At 74.2% G+C, this 20538-nt stretch carries 15 protein-coding genes; 10 read left to right on the top strand and 5 right to left on the bottom strand.

The features are described from left to right. The first annotated feature begins 67 nt into the window (after positions 1–67). Both GA0070614_RS01650 and GA0070614_RS01645 read left to right on the top strand, forming a co-directional pair. Positions 68–1690, top strand: a complete 1623-nt coding sequence (locus tag GA0070614_RS01650; protein ID WP_088974316.1) for an ABC-F family ATP-binding cassette domain-containing protein — start codon at positions 68–70, stop codon at positions 1688–1690. A gap of 11 nt (positions 1691–1701) precedes the next feature. After that, positions 1702–2580 (top strand): Vgb family protein, encoded by an 879-nt coding sequence (locus GA0070614_RS01645; protein WP_088974315.1) that lies wholly within the window; start codon positions 1702–1704, stop codon positions 2578–2580. A 52-nt stretch (positions 2581–2632) separates the two neighbouring features. Here the strand turns inward: GA0070614_RS01645 and GA0070614_RS01640 are convergent, their stop codons facing one another. The 3 genes from GA0070614_RS01640 to pip all read right to left on the bottom strand — a co-directional run bounded on the left by GA0070614_RS01640 (position 2633) and on the right by pip (position 5620). Next, positions 2633–3766, bottom strand: a complete 1134-nt coding sequence (locus GA0070614_RS01640) for a peptidoglycan recognition protein family protein (RefSeq protein ID WP_088974314.1) — start codon at positions 3764–3766, stop codon at positions 2633–2635. Positions 3767–3903: 137 nt separating this feature from the next. Further along, positions 3904–4545, bottom strand: a complete 642-nt coding sequence (locus tag GA0070614_RS01635) for a flavin reductase family protein (RefSeq protein WP_088974313.1) — start codon at positions 4543–4545, stop codon at positions 3904–3906. 124 nt (positions 4546–4669) lie between these two features. After that, complete coding sequence (gene pip / locus GA0070614_RS01630) at positions 4670–5620, bottom strand: prolyl aminopeptidase (protein WP_088974312.1); 951 nt, start codon at positions 5618–5620, stop codon at positions 4670–4672. A gap of 48 nt (positions 5621–5668) precedes the next feature. Between pip and GA0070614_RS01625 the strand changes: the two genes are divergently transcribed. From GA0070614_RS01625 to GA0070614_RS01595, 7 genes are all read left to right on the top strand, one after another. Next, the gene (locus tag GA0070614_RS01625; protein ID WP_197701393.1) at positions 5669–6157 is read left to right on the top strand and encodes a MarR family winged helix-turn-helix transcriptional regulator; all 489 of its coding nucleotides are present in this window, start codon (positions 5669–5671) and stop codon (positions 6155–6157) included. Between the two features lie 84 nt (positions 6158–6241). Then, entirely contained in the window at positions 6242–7087 is an 846-nt protein-coding gene (locus GA0070614_RS01620; RefSeq protein ID WP_088974311.1) for an SPFH domain-containing protein, read from the top strand. Positions 7088–7222: 135 nt separating this feature from the next. Continuing rightward, complete coding sequence (locus GA0070614_RS01615) at positions 7223–8272, top strand: aldo/keto reductase (RefSeq protein ID WP_088974310.1); 1050 nt, start codon at positions 7223–7225, stop codon at positions 8270–8272. Positions 8273–8489: 217 nt separating this feature from the next. Continuing rightward, positions 8490–10136, top strand: coding sequence for a serine/threonine-protein kinase (locus GA0070614_RS01610; RefSeq protein WP_088974309.1), 1647 nt, complete (start codon positions 8490–8492; stop codon positions 10134–10136). A gap of 43 nt (positions 10137–10179) precedes the next feature. Continuing rightward, positions 10180–11280: a DUF3060 domain-containing protein gene (locus GA0070614_RS30030; RefSeq protein ID WP_157744853.1), complete on the top strand. Its 1101-nt coding sequence runs from the start codon at positions 10180–10182 to the stop codon at positions 11278–11280. Between the two features lie 69 nt (positions 11281–11349). Next, positions 11350–12333, top strand: a complete 984-nt coding sequence (locus GA0070614_RS01600) for a mechanosensitive ion channel family protein (protein ID WP_088974308.1) — start codon at positions 11350–11352, stop codon at positions 12331–12333. Between the two features lie 205 nt (positions 12334–12538). Continuing rightward, complete coding sequence (locus tag GA0070614_RS01595; RefSeq protein WP_088974307.1) at positions 12539–13789, top strand: MFS transporter; 1251 nt, start codon at positions 12539–12541, stop codon at positions 13787–13789. Positions 13790–13829: 40 nt separating this feature from the next. Here GA0070614_RS01595 and GA0070614_RS01590 read toward each other — a convergent pair whose 3' ends face one another. Further along, positions 13830–14249 carry a YchJ family protein gene (locus GA0070614_RS01590; protein ID WP_088974306.1) on the bottom strand — a complete coding sequence of 140 codons (420 nt, stop codon included), beginning with the start codon at positions 14247–14249 and terminating at the stop codon, positions 13830–13832. 91 nt (positions 14250–14340) lie between these two features. Next, complete coding sequence (locus GA0070614_RS01585) at positions 14341–14979, bottom strand: C39 family peptidase (RefSeq protein ID WP_088974305.1); 639 nt, start codon at positions 14977–14979, stop codon at positions 14341–14343. Between the two features lie 630 nt (positions 14980–15609). Between GA0070614_RS01585 and GA0070614_RS01580 the strand changes: the two genes are divergently transcribed. Then, positions 15610–20415, top strand: coding sequence for a DUF7507 domain-containing protein (locus GA0070614_RS01580; RefSeq protein WP_088974304.1), 4806 nt, complete (start codon positions 15610–15612; stop codon positions 20413–20415). The last annotated feature ends 123 nt before the right edge of the window (positions 20416–20538 follow it).

Raw genomic sequence — 20538 nt, 5'->3', positions numbered from 1 at the left:
GTGAGGTGATCGTCCCGCCGGCCGCGCCCCGCCGCGGTCGCCCCGACCACCGACCCGTGGAGATCGCATGCCCACCCAGCTCAGCGTCCACGACCTGACCAAGGCCCACGGCGACCGCGGGCTGTTCGACGCGGTGACCTGCGCCGTCGCCCCCGGCGAACGGGCCGGGATCATCGGCGAGAACGGCTGCGGCAAGTCCACCCTGCTGCGCCTGCTCGCCGGCCTCGACATCCCCGACGACGGCACGGTCACCGTCACCGCCGACGGCGGCGTCGGCCACCTCGCGCAGGACGCCCCGCTGCCGCCGGGGCTGACCGTCGGGCAGGCCGTCGACGCCGCCCTGGCCGACCTGCGGACCATGCGGGACCGGCTGCGCGAGCTGGAGCCGCTGCTCGCCTCCGGCGACCCGCGACTGCTCGCCGAGTACGGCGACCTGGCGACCACCTTCGAGCTGCGCGGCGGCTACGACGCCGACGCCCGGGTCGAGCGGGCCCTGCACGGCCTCGGCCTGGCCGGCGTCGACCGGGACCGCCGCCTCGGCGACCTCTCCGGCGGGGAGCGGGCCCGCCTGCACCTGGCCGCGGTGCTCGCCGCCGGCGCCGAGGTGCTGCTGCTCGACGAGCCCACCAACCACCTCGACGACGCGGCGCTCGGCTGGCTGGAGGAGCACCTGCGCAGCCGGCGCGGCACCACCGTGGTCGTCTCCCACGACCGGGTCTTCCTGGAGCGGGTCGCCACCGTCCTGATCGAGGTCGACGCCGACCGGCACGCCCTGACCCGGCACAGCGGCGGCTACGCCGGGTACCTCGCCGAGCGGGCCGCCGCCCGGCGACGCTGGGCCCAGGCCCACCGGCGCTGGCGCGAGGAGGTCGAGCGGCTGCGCCGCACCGCCGCCACCACCGCCCGCGAGGTCGCGCCCGGCCGCCCGATGACCGACGGCAACAAGATGGCGTACGACCGCGCCGGCGGGCGGGTGCAGCAGTCCCTGGCCGGCCGGGTCCGCAACGCCGAGCAGCGGCTGCGCCGCCTGGAGGCCGACCCGGTGCCGCCCCCGCCGCAGCCGCTGCGGTTCACCCCGCCGCCGGCCCCGCCCGTGGACGGGGTGCTGCTCGACGCCGTCGGCGTGGCCGTCGCCGGCCGGCTGCACCCGGTCGACCTGACCGTGCGGGCGGGGCAGCGGCTGCTGCTGACCGGGGCCAACGGCGCCGGCAAGAGCACCCTGCTGCGGGTCCTCGCCGGGGACCTGCGTCCCGACAGCGGCCACGTGCTGCGGCGGGTCCCGGTCGGTCACCTGCCCCAGGACGTCCCCGCCGGCCGTCCGGGGCAGTCGCTGCTGGCCGCGTACGCGCACGGCCGCGCCGGTGACCCCGCCCAGCACCGGACGGCGCTGCTGTCGCTCGGGCTCTTCCCGCCCGACCTGCTCGACGTGCCGGTCGGGCGGCTCTCCACCGGGCAACGGCAGCGCCTCAGCCTGGCCCGCCTGTTCACCGCCCCGGCCGGCGTGCTGCTGCTCGACGAGCCGACCAACCACCTCTCCCTCGGCCTGGTCGAGGAGTTGGAGGCCGCGCTGTGGGCGTACCCGGGGGCGGTGGTCGTGGTCAGCCACGACCGCCGTCTGCGCCGCCGCTGGCCGGGCGCCACCTGGCCGATGGCCCAGGGCCGCCTGCTCACCGCCGCACCCACCGTCTGACGGGAGTCGACATGCCACCCACCATCACCGAACTGCCCGTGGCCGGGCCCGACGCCGGCCCGTACGCGATCACCGTCGGCCCGGACGGCGCGCTGTGGTGCACCCTGGTGCACGCCGGCGCGATCGTCCGGGTCACCACCGACGGGGACGTGCGCCGCCACGACCTGGACGACCCCGGCTGCGGCCCGGCCCTGCTCGCCACCGGCCCGGACGGCGCGCTCTGGTTCACCCGGATGCGCGACCACCGCATCGGCCGGCTCGCCCCCGACGGCACGCACTCCGCGTACGCGGTGCCCGACGCGGGCCCCTACGGCATCACGGCCGGTCCCGACGGCGCGTTGTGGTTCACCGAACTGGCCGCCGACCGGATCGGCCGGATCACCACCGACGGCGAGCTGACCCACGTCGACCTGCCGGTCTCCGGCGGCATGCCGTCGATGATCGTCGCCGGGCCGGACGACGCCTTCTGGTGCACCCTCAACCAGGCCCACGCGATCGCCCGGATCACCACCGACGGCACGGTCGCCGTCCACCCGCTGCCCACCGCCGGGGCCGCGCCGGTGGGCATCACCCCCGCCGCCGACGGGGCGCTCTGGTTCGTCGAGATCGGCGCCGGGCAGGTCGGCCGGATCACCGTGGACGGTGCGGTGCGCGAGTACCCGCTGCCCGACCGGGCCGCCCGGCCGCACGCGATCGCCGCCGACCCGGCCGGCGGCTGCTGGTTCACCGAGTGGGGCGGCAACCGGGTCGGGCGGGTCACCGCCGAGGGCGCCGTCGAGGAGTACCCGCTGCCGACGCCGGCCTGCGAGCCGCACGGCATCGTCGTCGCGCCGGACGGCGACGTGTGGATTGCCCTGGAGACGGGGTCGGTGGCCCGCCTCACCCGGTGAGCCGCCGGTCACGCGGGGCGGGCCGGCCCGGCCCGCCCCCGACCGTCCCCGCTCAGCGGTGGCGGAACGACTGGCGGACGATGCCGCCGACCAGGGCGCACCACGTGCTGGTGCTGACCTTGCCGGTACGCGGCAGCCCGTGCAGCCGCTGGAGGTCCTTCACCGCGTGCTTCGTGGCGTGGTCGTACTCGCCGGTGACGGTGACCTCGGCGTAGCCCTTCCAGTTGAGCATGAACTGGATCGCCTGCACCGGCAGGCCGGTGGCGTCGGTGTCCAGCTCGGGGGCGAGGGTCTCCCAGGTGGGGCCGGTGAGGGTGGCGTCGACGTCGACCGGGATGCCGTTGCGCGCCTGCCAGTCCTGCACCGCAGCGATGGTGGCGGCGTCGAAGGCGCTGTTCGGCGTGACGGCGTAGCCCCGGTACGCCAGCAGGTACTGGGCGACCCGGACGGCGGGGGAGCTGACGAAGCGCCACAGGTCGGGCCAGCGGCGGGCCGGCACATCGGCGAGGTCGGTGCCGAGCTTGGCGAACACCCGTCGGCGTACGGCCGGGAAGAGGCGGTAGAAGGTGGCGCCGGGGCAGAGGGTGGTGCGGAAGTCCCAGTGGCCGAAGATGTCGTGCGCGTGCAGCCCGTACTGTCGGCAGATGGTGGTGCAGAGGTCCACCAGGGAGTCCAGCAGCGCCTCCGGCGGGGTGTCGGTGACGTAGGTGCCCTCGTTCTCGATGCCGATGGACCGGCCGTTCTCGCCGGGGCAGTGCGCCGAGACCATCTGCCGGTCGCCGGCGGCCAGCCGCTCCAGGCTGCCGTGGCGTCCTTCCAGGACGTAGCCGCCGCGGCTGATGGTGAAGTGCTGGCCGGTGTCGGACCACCCGTTGTTGTCCATGTGCAGGTTCTGGCAGTCGCGGGCCAGCTTGATCGCCTGCGCCTCGGAGTAGTCCGTGACGTTCGGGAACGCCATGTGGTGGACGATGATCTTGTTGGTGGGGATCGCGCTGATCACCAGCGGGTCCGCCGGCGGGCGGGCGCCCCACTCGTCGCAGCTGATGATCCAGTCGAGGTCCGCGCCCGGGTCGGCCTGGGCGGCGGCCGGGAAGGCCAGTTCGGACCCGACGACCGCGACGGTGGCCGCGCCCAGACCGGCCCGCAGCAGGGTACGGCGGTCGAGTTCAGGGTGGTCGAAGTGCATGGCATCTCCTCGGCGGCCGGCAGCGGCACTGGTGACGACGGTGAAAAGTAGCTCCATGTTTCCTGCGTGACGTGGAGGATATTGCCACCGGTGCCGTACGCGCTAGTGGTCCGCGTCGATCCGTTCCGTCGGACCGCTCAGGCGTCCGCCCCGATCCGTCCCCGGTGCGGCATCCGCCAGCCCTCGGCGAGCCGGGACGGGTGCACGTTGCGCCCACCGCCGAAGAACTCGCAGAACTTCATGATCAGCGGATCCCAGCCGACCGGGTCCACGTACGACGTGCCCGGGATGACCAGGCTCTGCGCGACGTGCGCGCGCAGCACCCGCACCTGGAACGCCGTGGCGTGCGACGGGCTGCCGCCGAACGGGTGCGCCGCCACCAGCCGGCACTCCAACTGGACGGGGCACTGCGCCACCCGGGGCGGCGCCACCAGCTCCGACGGCTGCGGAGTCAACCCGGCGAGGCGGAACTTGTCCGGCTCGTGCCGGTAGCCCTGGGCGAGCTTGTGCGCCGGCACCTCCGGGCTGCCGGTGGTCAACGCGATCCGGTCGACCGCGTCCACCATCGCCGACGAGGGCAGGTTCAGCACGCACTCGCCCTCGCGCCGCAGGTTCGCCGTGGTCTGCGCGCTGTCGCCCAGGCCCAGCATCGCGCAGTCGCCCAGCCACCAGGCGGACGACATCGGCGCGAGGTTGGCGGAGCCGTCCGGGTTGCGGGTGCTGACCAGCACCACCGGCGTTCCGAAGTAGAGGACCTTGAGGCCGGGCACGACGTGCATCTGGCTGCCTTCCGGGGAGTCGACACGGCCGCGGGTGGCCGCCCGTCCGACTCTGCCTCGCGGCGACCGGGGGTCGCTGGCGGCGATCGGACGTCGCGTTCGCCCGGCGGGAGCCGCCCGCCGGTCAGCCGGCGGCGAACCGGTCGAAGGCGGCCAGCAGGTGCCGCCGGGTCGCCCCGGTGCCCATGTGGCCGGCCTCCTCGACGACGTGCAACTGCGCGCCCGGCCAGGCCCGGTGCAGCTCCCAGGCGGTCACCAGCGGGCTGCCCAGGTCGAGCCGGCCGTGGATCAGCACCCCGGGAATGCCGGCCAGCCGGCCGGCCTCGCGGATCAGCTCACCCTCCGCCAGCCAGGCGCCGTGGGCGAAGTAGTGCGCGCAGATGCGCACCAGGGCGGTCCGGTCCGCCGACGGCCGGTCGCCGTACGGGTTGCCCACGCCCTCGGCCGACACCACCGCGTCCTCCCAGGCGCACCAGTCGAGGACCGCGCGCTCCCGCACCGCCGGGTCGGGGTGCTCCATCAGCCGGGCGTACGCGCCGACGACGTCACCGTCGGGGCCGACGCCGCCCCCGGCGAGGAACCGGTCCCACTGCTGCGGGAAGAACCGGCCCACGCCCCGGTAGAGCCAGTCGATCTCGCTGCGGCGGGTGCTGGTGACCGCGGCGATGACGACCTCCGACACCCGCTCGGGGTGCCGTTCGGCGTACGCCAGGATCAGCGTGGAGCCCCACGATCCGCCGTACAGCAGCCAGCGCTCGACGCCCAGGTGCGCGCGCAGCCGTTCCATGTCGGCGATCAGATGGTGGGTGGTGTTGTGCCGCATGTCGGTCGCCGGGTCGGCCGCGTGCGGGGTGCTGCGACCGCAGCCGCGCTGGTCGAACAGGATCACCCGGTAGCGGGCCGGGTCGAAGTAGCGCCGGGCGCGGGTGCCGCACCCGGAGCCCGGCCCACCGTGGACGACCAGGGCGGGCTTGCCGGCCGGGTTGCCGCAGACCTCCCAGTACACGTGGTTGCCGTCGCCGACGTCCAGCATCCCGTGCGCGTACGGCTCGATCGGCGGGTACAGCTCGTCCATCGGTGACCTCCCCGGGGAAAATACAACAGCGCTGTTATATTAGGGCACGTGCCCGACCCCACCGCCGGGCCCGCGCTGCTCGGCACCCGGCTGCGACACCTGCTGGAACTGCTCGACGGCGACGTGGCCGCCGTCTACGCCGACCTCGGCCTGCCCGGCTTCCGACCCCGGTACACCCCGGTGGTGCGCGCGCTGGCAGCCGGTGGGCCGCGCTCCATCCGGGAGTTGGCCGAACTCACCGGCGTGACGCACTCCGCCGCGAGTCAGACGGTGGCGCAGATGGCCAGGGACGGCCTGGTCACCCTCGCTCCCGGCGCGGACGCCCGGCAGCGCATCGTCCGGCTCACGGCCCGGGCCGAGTCGCTGCTGCCCGTCCTCGACGCCGAGTGGGCCGCCACCGCGACCGCCGCCCGCCGCTTCGAGGCGGAGCTGTCGTACCCGCTGAGCCGGCTCGTCGACGAGGCCCTGGCGGCGCTGGGCCGCCGGTCGATGCGCCAGCGCGTCACCGACGCGCTGCGCGCGGCCGACGCCGACTGACCCGAGTCGGGTCGGACGACTGTCCGCGCCCGACGCGGGTATGCGCGGCGCCGGGAGGCGGACGCCTCCGGGAGCGAGGGTGCCATGGGAGCCGCCGCCGGATTCGTCGGGCTGGTCGTCGTCGTCGCGGTCGTCGCGCTGCTGCTCTCGCTGAGCGTCCGGATGGTGCAGCAGTACCAGCGGGGGATCGTGTTCCGCTTCGGCCGGGTGCTCGACCGCATCCGCGAACCCGGTCTGCACCTGATCGTCCCGATCGCCGACCGGATGGTGCGGGTCAGCATGCAGACCACCGTGATCGGGGTGCCCGCGCAGGGCGCCATCACCCGGGACAACGTCACCCTCACTGTCGACGCGGTGGTCTACTACCGCGTCGTCGACCCGGTGAAGGCCCTGGTCAACGTGCGTGACTACCCGTCGGCGGTGCTCCAGGTGGCGCAGACCGCCCTGCGGTCGGTGATCGGCAAGGCCGACCTCGACACGGTGCTCGGTGACCGCGACAAGGTCAACGCCGAGCTGAAGGCGGTCATCGACGCGCCGACGGAGAAGCCGTGGGGGCTGCTCATCGAACGGGTCGAGGTCAAGGACGTCTCCCTGCCCGAGGGGATGAAACGCTCGATGTCCCGGCAGGCCGAGGCGGAACGGGAGCGCCGGGCCCGGGTGATCGCCGCCGACGGCGAGTTCCAGGCGTCGCGCCGGCTCGCCGACGCCTCCCGGGCGATGGCCGACACGCCCGGGGCGTACCAGCTGCGGCTGTTGCAGACGGTGGTGGACGTGGCGGCGGAGAAGAACAGCACCCTGGTCATGCCCTTCCCGGTGGAGCTGCTGCGGTTCTTCGACGAGGTCGCCCGCGGCGCCCGGGAGCCGGCGGCCACCGAGCCGGCCGTGCCGGTTGTCCCCGGCGACGGGCACCGCCGCGAGGGCCACCGCTGAGCGCTGCCCGTCGTACCCCGTCCGGGCCGCCGCCGTCGGACGGCGGCCCGGATCCGCGCGGTTGACTTCGAGTGCGCTGGAGGTCGTAGCGTCCCCGGCAACGGCACGAGGGACGTCGACGAGGGGACCACACTCATGCGCTACCGCACCCTGGGCGGCACGGGCATCGAAGTCAGCACGTACTGCCTGGGCGCCATGATGTTCGGGTCCGTCGGCAATCCCGACCACGACGAGTGCGGCCGCATCGTCGCCGAGGCGCTGGAGCAGGGGATCAACCTGGTCGACACCGCCGACATGTACTCGTCCGGCGAGTCCGAGACGATCGTCGGCAAGGCGCTGCGGGGCCGCCGCGACGACGTCGTCCTCGCCACCAAGGTGCACTTCCCGATGGGCCAGGGGCGCAACCGCAGCGGCAACTCGCGGCGCTGGATCACCCGCGCGGTGGAGGAGAGCCTGCGCCGCCTCGACACCGACTGGATCGACCTGTACCAGGTGCACCGGCCCGACGAGAAGACCGACATCGAGGAGACCCTCGGCGTCCTCGGCGACCTGGTGCGTGCCGGCAAGATCCGCGCGTTCGGCTGCTCGACCTTCCCCGCCGAGCAGATCGTCGAGTCCCACCACGTCGCCGAACGGCGGGGGCTGGGCCGGTTCCGCACCGAACAGCCGCCGTACTCGCTGCTGGCCCGCCAGATCGAGTCCGCGGTGCTGCCCGTCTGCCAGCGCTACGGCATGGGCGTGCTGGTGTGGAGCCCGCTCGCCTCCGGCTTCCTCACCGGCCGCTACCGCAAGGACCGGCCCGTCGACCTGACCAGCGGTCGCCCGGCCCTCACCCCGGCCCGCTTCGACCCGACGCTGCCCGGCAACGCGGCGAAGTACGACGCCGTGGAACAGCTGAGCGCCCTCGCCGAGGAACTCGGCCGCACGTTGCCCGAACTCGCGCTGGCCTTCACCACCGCCCACCCGGCGGTGACCTCCACGATCATCGGGCCGCGCACCGTCGCGCAGCTGCGAGGGCTGCTCACCGCGGCCGACCTCGCCCTCGACGACGCCACACTGGACCGGATCGACGCGATCGTGCCGCCCGGCGCCAACCTCTACCCGCCCGACGGCGTGTGGCGGCCGCCGGCCATCGCCGACCCCACGCTGCGCCGGCGCCCGGCACACGACCGGGCCGCCGCCTGAGCGCCGCCCCCGCCCGCCGCCGTCGACCGGACTCCGGTCGACAGCGGCGCCCCGGACCTCCGACGTCAAGTCCGCTGTCCGAAACCCATCGGCCATGACGGCTGTCCGTACGCCGGGAAACAACCGTTGCGCCGATGGCCGGGTTGCGCGCGGGGACGAGAATGATCAGCGTGGCCCTGATCCCTGACCACCTCCGGCAGACCGGGGGGACCGCCGCGTGAGCACCGACTGGCAGCTGACCGGTTACACGCCCGTGCGGCAACTCGGCGCCGGCGCGTCCGGGCGCGTCCTGCTCGCCACCCACGACGCGAGCGGCGTGCCCGTGGCCATCAAGTACCTCACCAGCTCCGTCGGCGACGACCCGTCGTTCCGCGCGGCGTTCCGGGACGAGGCGCTGCTGCTCGTCGAGATCGACGACCCGCACATCTCCCGGCTCTACGAGTACGCCGAGTCGCCGCAGGGCGCGGCGATCGTGATGGAACTGGTCAACGGGGTGTCGCTGCGGCAGATGCTGCGCGCCCACGGCCCCACCGAGCCGGAGGCGGCGCTCTGCGTGCTCAAGGGCTCGCTCGCCGGTCTCGCCGCCGCCCACGCCCGAGGTGTGGTGCACCGCGACTACAAGCCCGAGAACGTGCTGGTCGACGTCGAGGGGCACAGCAAGCTCGCCGACTTCGGCATCGCCGTGCCGATGGGTCGCGACGGTGGCGGCTCGGTCAGCGGCACCCCCCGCTACATGGCGCCCGAGCAGTGGACGGGAGCGCCGCCCAGCCCGGCCTGCGACATCTACGCCGCCACCGCCACCTTCTACGAGTGCCTGACCGGCCGCCCGCCGTACGACGGCAAGGACCTGTTCACCCTGCGCGACCAGCACGCCCAGGCGCCCATCCCGACCGACCCCGCGCCGGAGCCGGTGCACGGCCTGCTCCGCCACGGCATGGCCAAGCGTCCGACGGAGCGGCCCCAGCCCGCGCAGGTCTTCCTCGCCGAGCTGGAGCAGACCGCCGTCGCCGCGTACGGCGAGGACTGGGAGGAGCGGGGCCTGCGCGAGCTGGCCCGGCGGGCCGCGCTGCTGGCCGCGCTCTTCCCGTTCCCCGACGGCGTCGGCGGCGCCACCAGCGTGGCGAACACGAGTCTCGGCATCGGGCGGTTGTTCCCCCGGCACGGCAGCGCCCGGGCCGCGCTGCTGGGCAGCGGCCTGGTCGCCGCCCTGCTGCTCGGCGGGGCCGGCCTCAGCTACGCCTCCCGGCACGCCCCGGCGTTGGCCCTCGCCGACGGCACGTCCGCGCCCCGCGCGTCGGCGGCCACCTCGTTCGGCCCGACGGAGCCGGTGCCCGCGCCGCCGATCACCGCCGTGTCGCCCAGCCCGACCCCGACGCCGATCCCCACCCCGACCCCGTCCGAGGCCGGCGCCTCGCCCACCCGGACCCAGTCGGCGACGGCGACGCCCACCCGTTCCCGCCCGCCGACCACGCCGCCGCCGTCGCCCAGCACCAGCCCGCCCCCGCCCGCGGACGTGACGGCGCCGTCGGTGGGCAAACTGGACGTCAGCCCCCGTCTGCTGGAGCCGGGCGGATGCCCGTACGGCACCCAGGTCAGCACGGTCACCGCCACCGCCTCCGACGACCGGACCGCCGACGCCGACCTGCGGGTCTCCTTCCGGTACGTGCTGCAGGGCACCGGCCACACGGTCCGGATGACCCACGTCGGCGGCGGCGTCTACCGGGGCACGCTGGGCGAGCTGCCGACCCCGAAGTCGAGCACCCGCATCCCGGTCGAGGTCGTCGCCGTCGACGTCGCCGGCAACGCCTCCGCGCCGGCGGGGCCGGAGTACGTGTCGCTCACCTCGTACTGCACGCCCGGCTAGGAGCCCCGAGGATGCGACAGTTCCCGACCGGAGGTGGGCGCGGATGACCAGACCCGACGAGCGGGGTGAGCCCACCGCCCACCTGTCGGCGGGTGAGCCGACGGCGTACCTGGGAGCGGGGCCCGACGACGGCACCGTCCACCTGGGCCCGGCCGACCGGACGGTCTCCCTCGGCACCGGCGGTCCAGCGGTGGACCCGGACGCCACGACGGCGTTCCCCGACGTCGACCGGACCGTGCACCTGGCCGCCCCCCACCCCACCGACGAGACGGTCCACCTGGGCGGCACGGACGAGACCGTGCACCTGCACGGCACGGACCGGACGGTCCACCTGGGCGGCACGGACGAGACCGTGCACCTGCACGGCACGGACCGGACGGTCCACCTGGGCGGCACGGACGAGACCGTGCACCTGCACGGCACGGACGAGACGGTCCACCTGGGCGGCACGGACCGGACGGTCCACCTGCCCGGCCCGGCCACGCCGGCACCGGGCGGCGGGACGTGGACGGCCGCGGGAACCACCGCGCGCACCGGCGCCGCGTACCCCGAGGCCACCGCCGCCCTGACCGTGCCGACGGCACCCGGCGGACGGGCCGGCGGCGTGACGGCGACCGGCCGGGGCGTGCCCCCGGGCGGGGCGGGTGGCGAGGTGCGGTTCGGCCCCGGCGTGCCCACGACGCCGCCACCCGCGCCGGCCTGGCCGACGGCGGCGCCCCCGACGCGCCGTCGACCGCTGTGGCGGCGGGTGGTCTCCGTGCTCTCCGCCCTGCTCACCGTCGCGCTGGTGCTCGTCGTCGGCCTCTGGCTGTGGCAGCGGCTCGACCCGTTGGAGATCACCGAGGTGGCCGTGGCCGTGCCCAGCCCCGCCGGGGACCGGTGCGACGTGACCGTCGACGTCGTCGCCACCGTGCGCACCAACGGCCGGGCCGGAGTGATCGAGTACCAGTGGCTGCGCTCCGGCTCCCCGCCCGGCGCGCTGCTCAGCGAGCGGGTCGGCTGGGGACAGAAGACCGTCACCCTCACCCTGAAGTGGGCGTTCAGCGGCGTCGGCACCACCCGGGAGACCGCCACCGTCAACATCGTCGACCCCTCACCCCACCAGGCCCGCACCGAGGTGACCTACGCCTGCCGGGGATCCTGACGAGCGTTTCCGCACGGACGGGTTCGGGTAGGTCCGCAGCCGACCGATTCGACCGTGTGGAGGGTCCGTATGAGAGACAACGTCGGCGACGCGGTGGGTGACGCCCTCCGCGCCGTGATGCTCTTCCTGCCCAAGGCGCTCGCCTTCGTGGCGATCCTCGTGGTGGGCTGGCTGATCGCCAAGGCCGTGCTGAAGCTCGTGGACAAGGTGCTGGAGCGGATCCACTTCGACAAGGCGGTCGAACGGGGCGGCATCAAGACCGCCCTGGCCCGCTCCCGGTACGACGCCAGCGACATCGTCGCCAAGCTCGCCTACTACGGGGTCCTGCTGGTCACCCTCCAGCTCGCCTTCGGCATCTGGGGGCCCAACCCGATCTCCGACCTGATCGCCGGGGTCATCGCCTGGCTGCCGCGCGCCTTCGTCGCGATCGTCATCGTGGTGGTCGCCGCGGCCATCGCCACCGCCGTCAAGGACATCATCTCCAGCGCCCTCGGTGGCCTCTCGTACGGCCGGGTGCTGGCCAACATCGCCTCGGTGTTCATCCTCGGGCTGGGCGTCATCGCCGCGCTCAACCAGATCGGCGTCGCCACCGCGGTCACCACCCCGGTGCTGATCGCGGTGCTCGCCACCGTCGGCGGCATCCTCGTCGTCGGGGTCGGCGGCGGACTGGTCCGCCCGATGCAGAACCGCTGGGAGTCCTGGCTGACCCGCGCCGAGCAGGAGTCGCAGGTCATCGCCACCCACGCGCGGGCGTACCAGGCCGGCAAGCGGGACGTGCAGGCCCACCTCGGCGCGTACCCGGCCACCCGGGGCGACGACGCCGACGCGACCCAGGTGGTGCCGCGTGCCGACGACGCCGACGCCACTCAGGTGGTGCCGCGCCCCGACGGGTCCGGCCCGACCCCGCCGGTCACCCCGTACGCCGACACCACCCGCCCGGCGAGCCCGGTCGTGCCCCCGCAGGCGACGGCCGGGCACGACGAGCCGGCTCGCGACGACGTCGAGGCGACCGTGGTCATCCCGGCGGCGGACGCGGAGAAGTTCCGCCGCTGACCGTCCGCCGACGCCGGCGGGACGGGACCCGACCCGGGTCCCGTCCCGCCGGCGTCTTCGCGTGTCCAGGGGCCCCGGCCGGCTCCGGCGCGGGCTAGCATCGGCTCATGACCTGGCGATGTTGATCCGCCCCTGAGGGCCGCTGCCGCGGACCACCGGGCGACGGGTACGTCCCGCGTCCGTCCGGTCCCGTGGAAAGGCCCCCATGACCACCGTCTCCGCACGCGTGCCCGATCCCCGCGTCCGTCGCCTGGCCGGCACGCTCTACGCGTACGCGTTCCTGTCCGACTTCATCCTGCTCTATCCGCTCTACGCGCTGCTGTTCAGCGACACCGGCCTGTCCGTCGGGCAGATCTCGTCGCTCTTCGTCGTCTGGTCGGCGACCAGCATCCTGCTGGAGGTGCCCTCCGGCGCCTGGGCCGACGCGGTCTCCCGCCGCCTGCTGCTCTGCCTCGCGCCGCTGCTGGCCGGCGCCGGCTACGCGCTGTGGGTGCTGCTCCCGTCGTACCCGGCGTTCGCCGTCGGCTTCGTCCTCTGGGGAGCCGGTGGCGCGCTCGGCTCCGGCGCGCTCGAGGCGCTGGTCTTCACCGAACTCGACCGCCTCGACGCCGCCGGCCGCTACGCCCGCACCATGGGCCGGGCGAAGACCGCCGGGGTGCTCGGGGCGCTCACCTCGATCGGCCTGGCCGGTCCGGTCCTCGCCCTCGGCGGTTACCCGGCCGTCGGGGCGGCCAGCGTGCTGGCCTGCCTGCTCGCCGCCGCCGTCGCGACCCGGCTGCCCGAGCACCGCGCCACCGCCTCGCCCGACGTGGACGGCGACGACGGCGACGACCTGGGCTGGCTGGCGAGCCTGCGCGCCGGCCTGGCCGAGGCCCGCGCCGACCGGCGGGTACGCGCCGCGCTGCTGCTGGTGCCGGCGGTCGCCACCGTCTGGGGCGCCCTCGACGAGTACACGCCGCTGCTGGCCCGGGACACCGGCGTCGCCGAGTCGACCGTGCCGCTGCTGCTCCTGCTCACCTGGCTGGGGGTGACCCTGGGCGGGCTGCTGACCGCGCCGGCCGAGCGGCTGGGCACCCGCGGCTACGCCGCCCTGCTGCTCGTCGCCGCGGTGACGCTCGCGGTCGGGGCGGGACTGCGGCATCCGGCGGGATTCGTGCTGCTCGGCGTCGCCTTCGGCGCCTTCCAGATCGCCACCGTACTGGCCGACGCCCGGCTCCAGGCCCGGATCACCGGCCCGAGCCGCGCCACCGTCACCTCCGCCGCCGGGATGGCCACCGACCTCGCCATCATCGCCGTCTACGGCGGGTACGGGCTGCTCGCCGGCGTCTCCGGCAACGCCACCGCCTTCGTCGTGGCGGCCGTGCCGTACCTCGCGGTCGTGGTCTGGCTGCTGACCTCCCGGGACGCGCGGCAGCCGGCGCCGGCCGTGGCGGGCAGAGCCGGGGCGGCCGGGTGACGGTGGCCGGCCGTCCCGGCGGGGGACCGGGGCGGGCCGGTCAGCCGGGCTCGGCGTCGAGGTAGACCCAGCGGCCGTCCTCGCGGACGAAACGGCTGCGCTCGTCGAGCGTCCCCGGCCGGCCCGCCTCCCGGTAGTGGGCCCGGAACGTGACCGTGCCGGTGCTGTCGAAGAGGCTGCCCCGCTCGGTGTCCACGATCTCCAGGCGGGTCCACTGCTGCCCCGGGTCGAGGCGCAGCCGCGCCGGCCGGGTCGAGGAGTGCCAACTGCGCAGCAGGTAGTCGACGTCGCCCACGGCGAACGCGCTGTACCGGGACCGCATCAACGCCTCCGCCGTGCCGGCGGTGCCCTCGCCGCGGTGCACCGGGCCGCAGCAGTCGGCGTACGGCAGGCCGGAGCCGCACGGACACGACCGGCCCGGATCGCCGGGCACACCCCGACGGGTGGTACGTCTCGCCACGGCCCCATCCTGCCGCACCCACCGCCGCCGCCCCGCCCGGGTACGACGAAAGGCCGACCCCTGGGTGGGGGTCGGCCCTTGTCGTGGTGGGTCAGTGGGCGTAGCCGCGGGTGGCGGTCCAGTCGGCGAGGGTGTCGATGTCCATCTCGTAGCTGGCGGTGTTCGGGTTGGCGGAGTCGGTGATGGTGACGGTGTGGCCGTTGTCGCGGTAGCCGGTGACGCTGATGTAGTGCCCGCCTTCGAAGGAGTGGGTGTCGCCGTTGGTGTCGGTGGCGGTGCCGGCGATGTTGGCGACGATGGCGTGGCCGTCGTTGATGGCGGCGACGATGTCGGCGCGCATCGTGTCGGTCTGCTTGGTGTCGGCCTTCGGAGTCTTGATCTCGACGCTGCGGTAGGCGTCGGTCTTGCCGGTTTCCTTGTTCAGGACGGGGGTGATGTCGTTGATGCTGTTGGTGCCGTTCTCGGTGGTGCCCATGATCTTGGCCATGGCGTCGACGTCGATGTCCTTGCCCTGGACGCTGAGGGCGTTGCGGGCGGCGGCGGGGCCGCAGTAGTAGAAGTTGGGCTGGGCTTCGTAGTCGACCTTGAGCTGTCGCTCGGTGGCGGGCTTGCGCTCGGCCTGGGGCTTGTCGGCGGCGTGGGCGGCCAGGGCGGGGGCGGCGATGCCGCCGGTGGTGGCGGTGATGGTGAGGGCGGTCAGGGCGGTCTTGCGCAGGATGTCGGTACGCATGGGGATGCTCCTTCTGCGTCGGGGGATGTGCGGCAGCGCGCGTTGGGGGGTGTGCCGCGAAGGGGGGAAGTTCGAGGGGGACGGTCCGGCGGCGGTGCCTGCGCGGGGTCCGGGGGGGACGCCTGGCGGCGGTGCCTGCTCGGGTGTCCAGGGGGATGTAACCGATCCGGTCGGTCCCGCATTCCGCAGGCCGGTGTCTCGGTGTCCCGGGGGATGTAACCAAGCCGGCCGGGCCGGCATTCCGGGGCGGGGCCTCGGTGTCCGGGGGGATGTAACCCGTCCGGCGGGGCCCGCATTCCGCAGGCCGGGTGGCGGGGGCCGTTGCGGATGGCGTCCCGGGCGGGGAGCGCCGGTGGTTATGCCATGTACAACGCCGCGACCCCGCCGCCGATTCCGCCACGGGGGTGGCCCGGCCACGGGATCCCGCAGGTCAGACCGGACATCAGGTGACAGCCCTCCGGCAGCCCGCCCCCGGGAGGCGCGCGCCGGTGCCGCCGCCCTGACCGCGCGCCACCTCCGGATCTCGGAACACCCCTCGTCACAACCGCCCCACCGATACGCTGCGCATCGAGTCGGACAAACGGGGGCAAAATGCAAAGCTCGCTCTGGACCAGAAGTCGACGGCGGACCGTGGCCGCCGTCGCGGCGATCGGGATGGTGTTCGTCAGCGCCTCGGTGGCGCCACCGTCGCACCGACCGGACGACCGGCTGGTCGCCGTCGCCGGCGTGGGACCGGTCAACCCGGTCGCGCCGGCGCTCAGCTTCGGGGTGATGACCGAGGGCGACGCGAACGCGATCAGCGCGGAGAACGAGGGCACCATGGCCGTCGGTGGAAACCTCACCTTCGGCACGTACCAACTCGCCAACAACAGTGTCGGCTCCTTCGTCGCGCCCGGGGACACCCGACCCACCGCCCTGGTCGTGGGCGGACGGGTCGACTTCGCCGGCAGCGTGCCGGGCTCCCGGCTCCAGGTCCTCTCCGGCGGGTACGCCAAGGTCGGTGACCTGACCGGCACCGTCGTCCGGGACACCGACAACAACGGCGCGCAGGTCAACACCCGTATCCTGCCGACGAACAACTACGACGCCACGCCCCGGGTCGAGTTGACCACCCGGCAGGCGCCGAGCAGCGTCGGCCCCGCCTCCCCGATCAACTTCGAGGCCGCCTTCGCCGACTTCCGCAGCACCTCCACCGGCCTGGCCACCTGCGACAACACCGTGGTGCTACGTACCCCCAACGGGGACGTCCTGCCCCGGCCGATCCCGCCGGGCAGCAACGCCGTGGTGACCCTCGCCCCGGGCGTGACGAACGTGCTGAACATCAGCGCCACCGACCTCGCCAACATCGAGACGCTGACCTTCGCCAGCCGACCCACCGCGAGCACCCCGCTGCTGATCAACGTGGACACCACGAGTGTCGGCAACGACTTCTCCTGGACCGCGCCGAACTTCTCCGGCATCGGCGGCGAGGAGGCCCGCTACATCCTGATCAACTTCCCGACCGCCACCCGGATCACCCTCACCGCCGCCGCCCGCACCATCGAGGGCAGCATCTACGCGCCGAATGCCGACCTGGTCGACCTGTCGGCCAGCAACACCGAGGGCAGCATCATCACCCGGACCCTCGACCACCGGGGCGGCGAGATCCACTACTTCCCGTTCAGCACCACCCTCGCCTGCGACGGCGCCACCCAGGCCAGCATCGAAGTGGTGAAGTCCTCGACCACGGTCACCGTCGACACCGTCGGCCAGCAGGTGCCGTACACGTACCGGGTGGTCAACACCGGCACGGTGCGGCTCACCGACGTCGCCGTCACCGACGTGCGCACCCCGCCGTCCTCCGGCGGTGACCTCGGCCCGGTCAGCTGCCCCGTCACCACCCTGGATCCCGGCGCGTCCACCTCCTGCACGGCCACCTACACCGTCACCCAGGCCGACCTGGACAACGGCGCGGTCAGCGACACGGCCACCGCGCGGGGCACCCCGTCGGGCAGCACCACCCCGGTCCTCTCCGACCCCAGCTCGCTGACCATCCCCGTCGCCGGGATCGAGGCGTCCATCGCGGTGACCAAGTCGTCGACCACGACGGCGATCAGCGCGGTGGGGCAGCAGGTGCCGTACCGGTTCCTGGTGGTGAACACGGGTGGGTTGACGTTGACGCAGGTGGCGGTGACCGACGTGCAGACGCCGCCGTCGTCGAACGCGAACCTGGGGCCGATCAGCTGCCCGGTGACCACGCTCGCACCCGGAGCAGCGACCACCTGCACCGCCACCTACACGGTCACCCAGGCCGACCTGGACAACGGCAGGGTCACCGACACGGCCACCGCCCGGGGCACCCCGCCGGGCGCCACCACCCCGGTCACCTCGCCACCGTCCACCCTCACCATCCCCGCCTCGGGGATCGAGGCGTCCATCGCGGTGACCAAGTCGTCGACCACGACGGCGATCAGCGCGGTGGGGCAGCAGGTGCCGTACCGGTTCCTGGTGGTGAACACGGGTGGGTTGACGTTGACGCAGGTGGCGGTGACCGACGTGCAGACGCCGCCGTCGTCGAACGCCAACCTGGGGCCGATCAGCTGCCCGGTGACGACGCTCGCTCCGGGCGAGGACACCACCTGCACCGCCACCTACACCGTCACCCAGGCCGACCTGGACAACGACGGCGTGACCGACACCGCGACCGCGCGGGGCACGCCGCCGGGCAGCACCACCCCCGTGACCTCGCCGCCGTCGACGCTGACCATCCCGCAGGCCGGGGTGACCGCCTCGATCGCGGTGACCAAGTCGTCGACCACGACGGCGATCAGCGCGGTGGGGCAGCAGGTGCCGTACCGGTTCCTGGTGGTGAACACGGGTGGGTTGACGTTGACGCAGGTGGCGGTGACCGACGTGCAGACGCCGCCGTCGTCGAACGCCAACCTGGGGCCGATCAGCTGCCCGGTGACGACGCTCGCTCCGGGTGAGGACACCACCTGCACCGCCACCTACACCGTCACCCAGGCCGACCTGGACATCGGCGGGGTCAGCGACACGGCCACCGCCCGGGGCACCCCGCCCGGCGGCGGCGACCCGGTGGTCTCCCCGCCGTCGTCCCTGACCATCACCGGCGAGCCGACGCCCGCCATCACCGTGGTCAAGCACTCGCCGACCACCACCATCAACGCGGTGGGTCAGCAGGTGCCGTACGAGTTCCTGGTCACCAACACCGGCAACCAGACGCTGAACGACGTGACCGTCGTCGACACCCAGACCCCGCCGTCGTCGAACGCGAACCTGGGACCGGTCACCTGCCCGGTGACGACCCTGACGCCCGGGGAGTCCACCACCTGCACCGCCACGTACACGGTCAGCCAGGCCGACCTCGACAACGACGGCGTCAGCGACACGGCCGTCGCCCGGGGCACGCCGCCCCGCACCACCACACCGGTCGAGTCCGCCCCGTCGTCACTGACCATCCCGGCCGAGGACGTCGTCGCCGGCATCGCCGTGGTCAAGCACTCCACGACCACCACCATCGAGTCCGTGGGCCAGCAGGTGCCGTACGAGTTCCTGGTCACCAACACCGGCGGGCGCACCCTGACGGACGTCACCGTCGTCGACACCCAGACCCCGCCGTCGTCGAACGCGAACCTGGGGCCGATCAGCTGCCCGGTGACGACCCTGACGCCCGGGGAGTCCACCACCTGCACCGCCACGTACACGGTCAGCCAGGCCGACCTCGACAACGGCGCCGTCACCGACACGGCCGTCGCCCGGGGCACCCCGCCGGGCGCCACCACACCCGTCGAGTCCCCGCCGTCCTCACTGACCATCCCCGCCACCGAGGTGACCGCGTCGATCACCGTCACCAAGGCGTCCACCACCGTCACCATCAGCACGGTCGGGCAGCAGGTGCGGTACGACTTCCACGTCGTCAACACCGGCGGACGCACCCTGACCGACGTGACCGTCGTCGACACCCAGACCCCGCCCTCGTCGAACGCGGACCTGGGCCCGGTCAGCTGCGCGGCCACGACCCTGGCCCCCGGCGCCTCGACCAGCTGCACGGCGACCTACACGGTGACCCAGGCCGACCTGGACAACGGCGGAGTCACCGACACCGCGGTCGCCCGGGGCACCCCGCCGGGCGCCACCACACCGGTCGAGTCCCCGCCGTCGTCGCTGACCATCCCCGACGCGGACATCGAGGCGGCCGTCCAGGTGGTCAAGGCGTCACCGACCACCGGCATCACCGAGGTGGGGCAGCAGGTCCGCTACCGCTACCTGGTGGTCAACACCGGCGGGCTCACCCTGACCGGGGTGACGGTGAACGACACCCTGCTCTTCCCGGCGGACCGGGCCTTCCTGTCGCCGATCGTGTGCGGCCCCGACGACACCCCGAACGGGCAGGTCACCCTCGCCCCCGGTGAGTCGATCGAGTGCCGGGCCACGTACACGGTCTCGCCGGCCGACTACGCGCAGGCGTCCCTGCTCGACGTGGCCACCGCCACCGGCACCCCGCCGTTCGGCCCGAAGCCGGTGTCCCCGCCCTCGCCGCTGGACCTGCCGGTGCTCAAGCCGTCGATCGGCCTGGCCAAGTCGGTCAGCCCGCAGGTGGTCTCCCGCCCCGGTGACACCGTCACCTACCGGTACGTCGTCACCAACACCGGCAACACCACGCTGACCTCCGTGACGGTCACCGAGACCGACTTCTCGGGCACCGGGCCGGCACCCGCGATCGGCTGCGGCGACGTGCCGAACGGTGCGCTCACCCTCGACCCGGGGGCGAGCGTCACCTGCACCGCCACCTACACCGTGACCGAGGCGGACGTGGCGACCGGCACGATCACCAACACCGCCGTCGCCACCGGCGCCCCGCCGGACGTGCCGGGCGCGCCGCCGCTGGACCCGGCCCGCTCCGACCCGGCCTCGGCCACGGTCACCGCCACCCGGGACGCCGCGATCACGGTGGTGAAGTCCTCGCCGGTCGACAAGGCGCACCGGGCGGGCGAACGGGTGCCCTACCGGTTCCTGGTGACCAACGTCGGGTCCGTCACGCTGACCGGGGTCACCGTCACCGACACCCTGGTCGCGCCTGCCGACCCGGCCAACCTCGGCCCGATCACCTGTGGACCCGACCGGGCCCCGAACGGGTCGGTGACCCTGGCCGCCGGCGCGTCGGTGACCTGCGTGGCGGTCTACACCGTCGGCAGGGCCGACGTGCGCCACGGGTCGATCACCAACACCGCCACGGCGACCGGCACGCCGCCGTCCGGGCCGGCCCCGGTCTCGCCCGAGTCGCGGCTGACCATCCCGGTCAAGGGCGGCAAGCTGCCGGTGACCGGCGACGCGTTCCCCGTACCGGTGCTCGCCGGCGCGGCGGTCGCGGCCCTGCTGCTCGGGGTGGCGCTGGTCCTCCTCGCTCGCCGTCGTCGCACCGCCGGCCCGGCCTGACCGGGCGGTCCGGGCCGGGCCGGCGGCGACGCCGGCCCGGCCCGGACCGGATTGGCCCAGTCAGAGCGACGCGGATCGGCACTCCTGCTGGGCCGATCCGCGCGCCAGGATCGACGGTACGCA

The organism is Micromonospora coxensis (assembly GCF_900090295.1).
Classification (GTDB): Bacteria; Actinomycetota; Actinomycetes; order Mycobacteriales; family Micromonosporaceae; genus Micromonospora; species Micromonospora coxensis.
The sequence above is the reverse complement of the archived record's forward strand: the minus strand, read 5'-3'. Positions and strand labels throughout refer to the sequence as shown.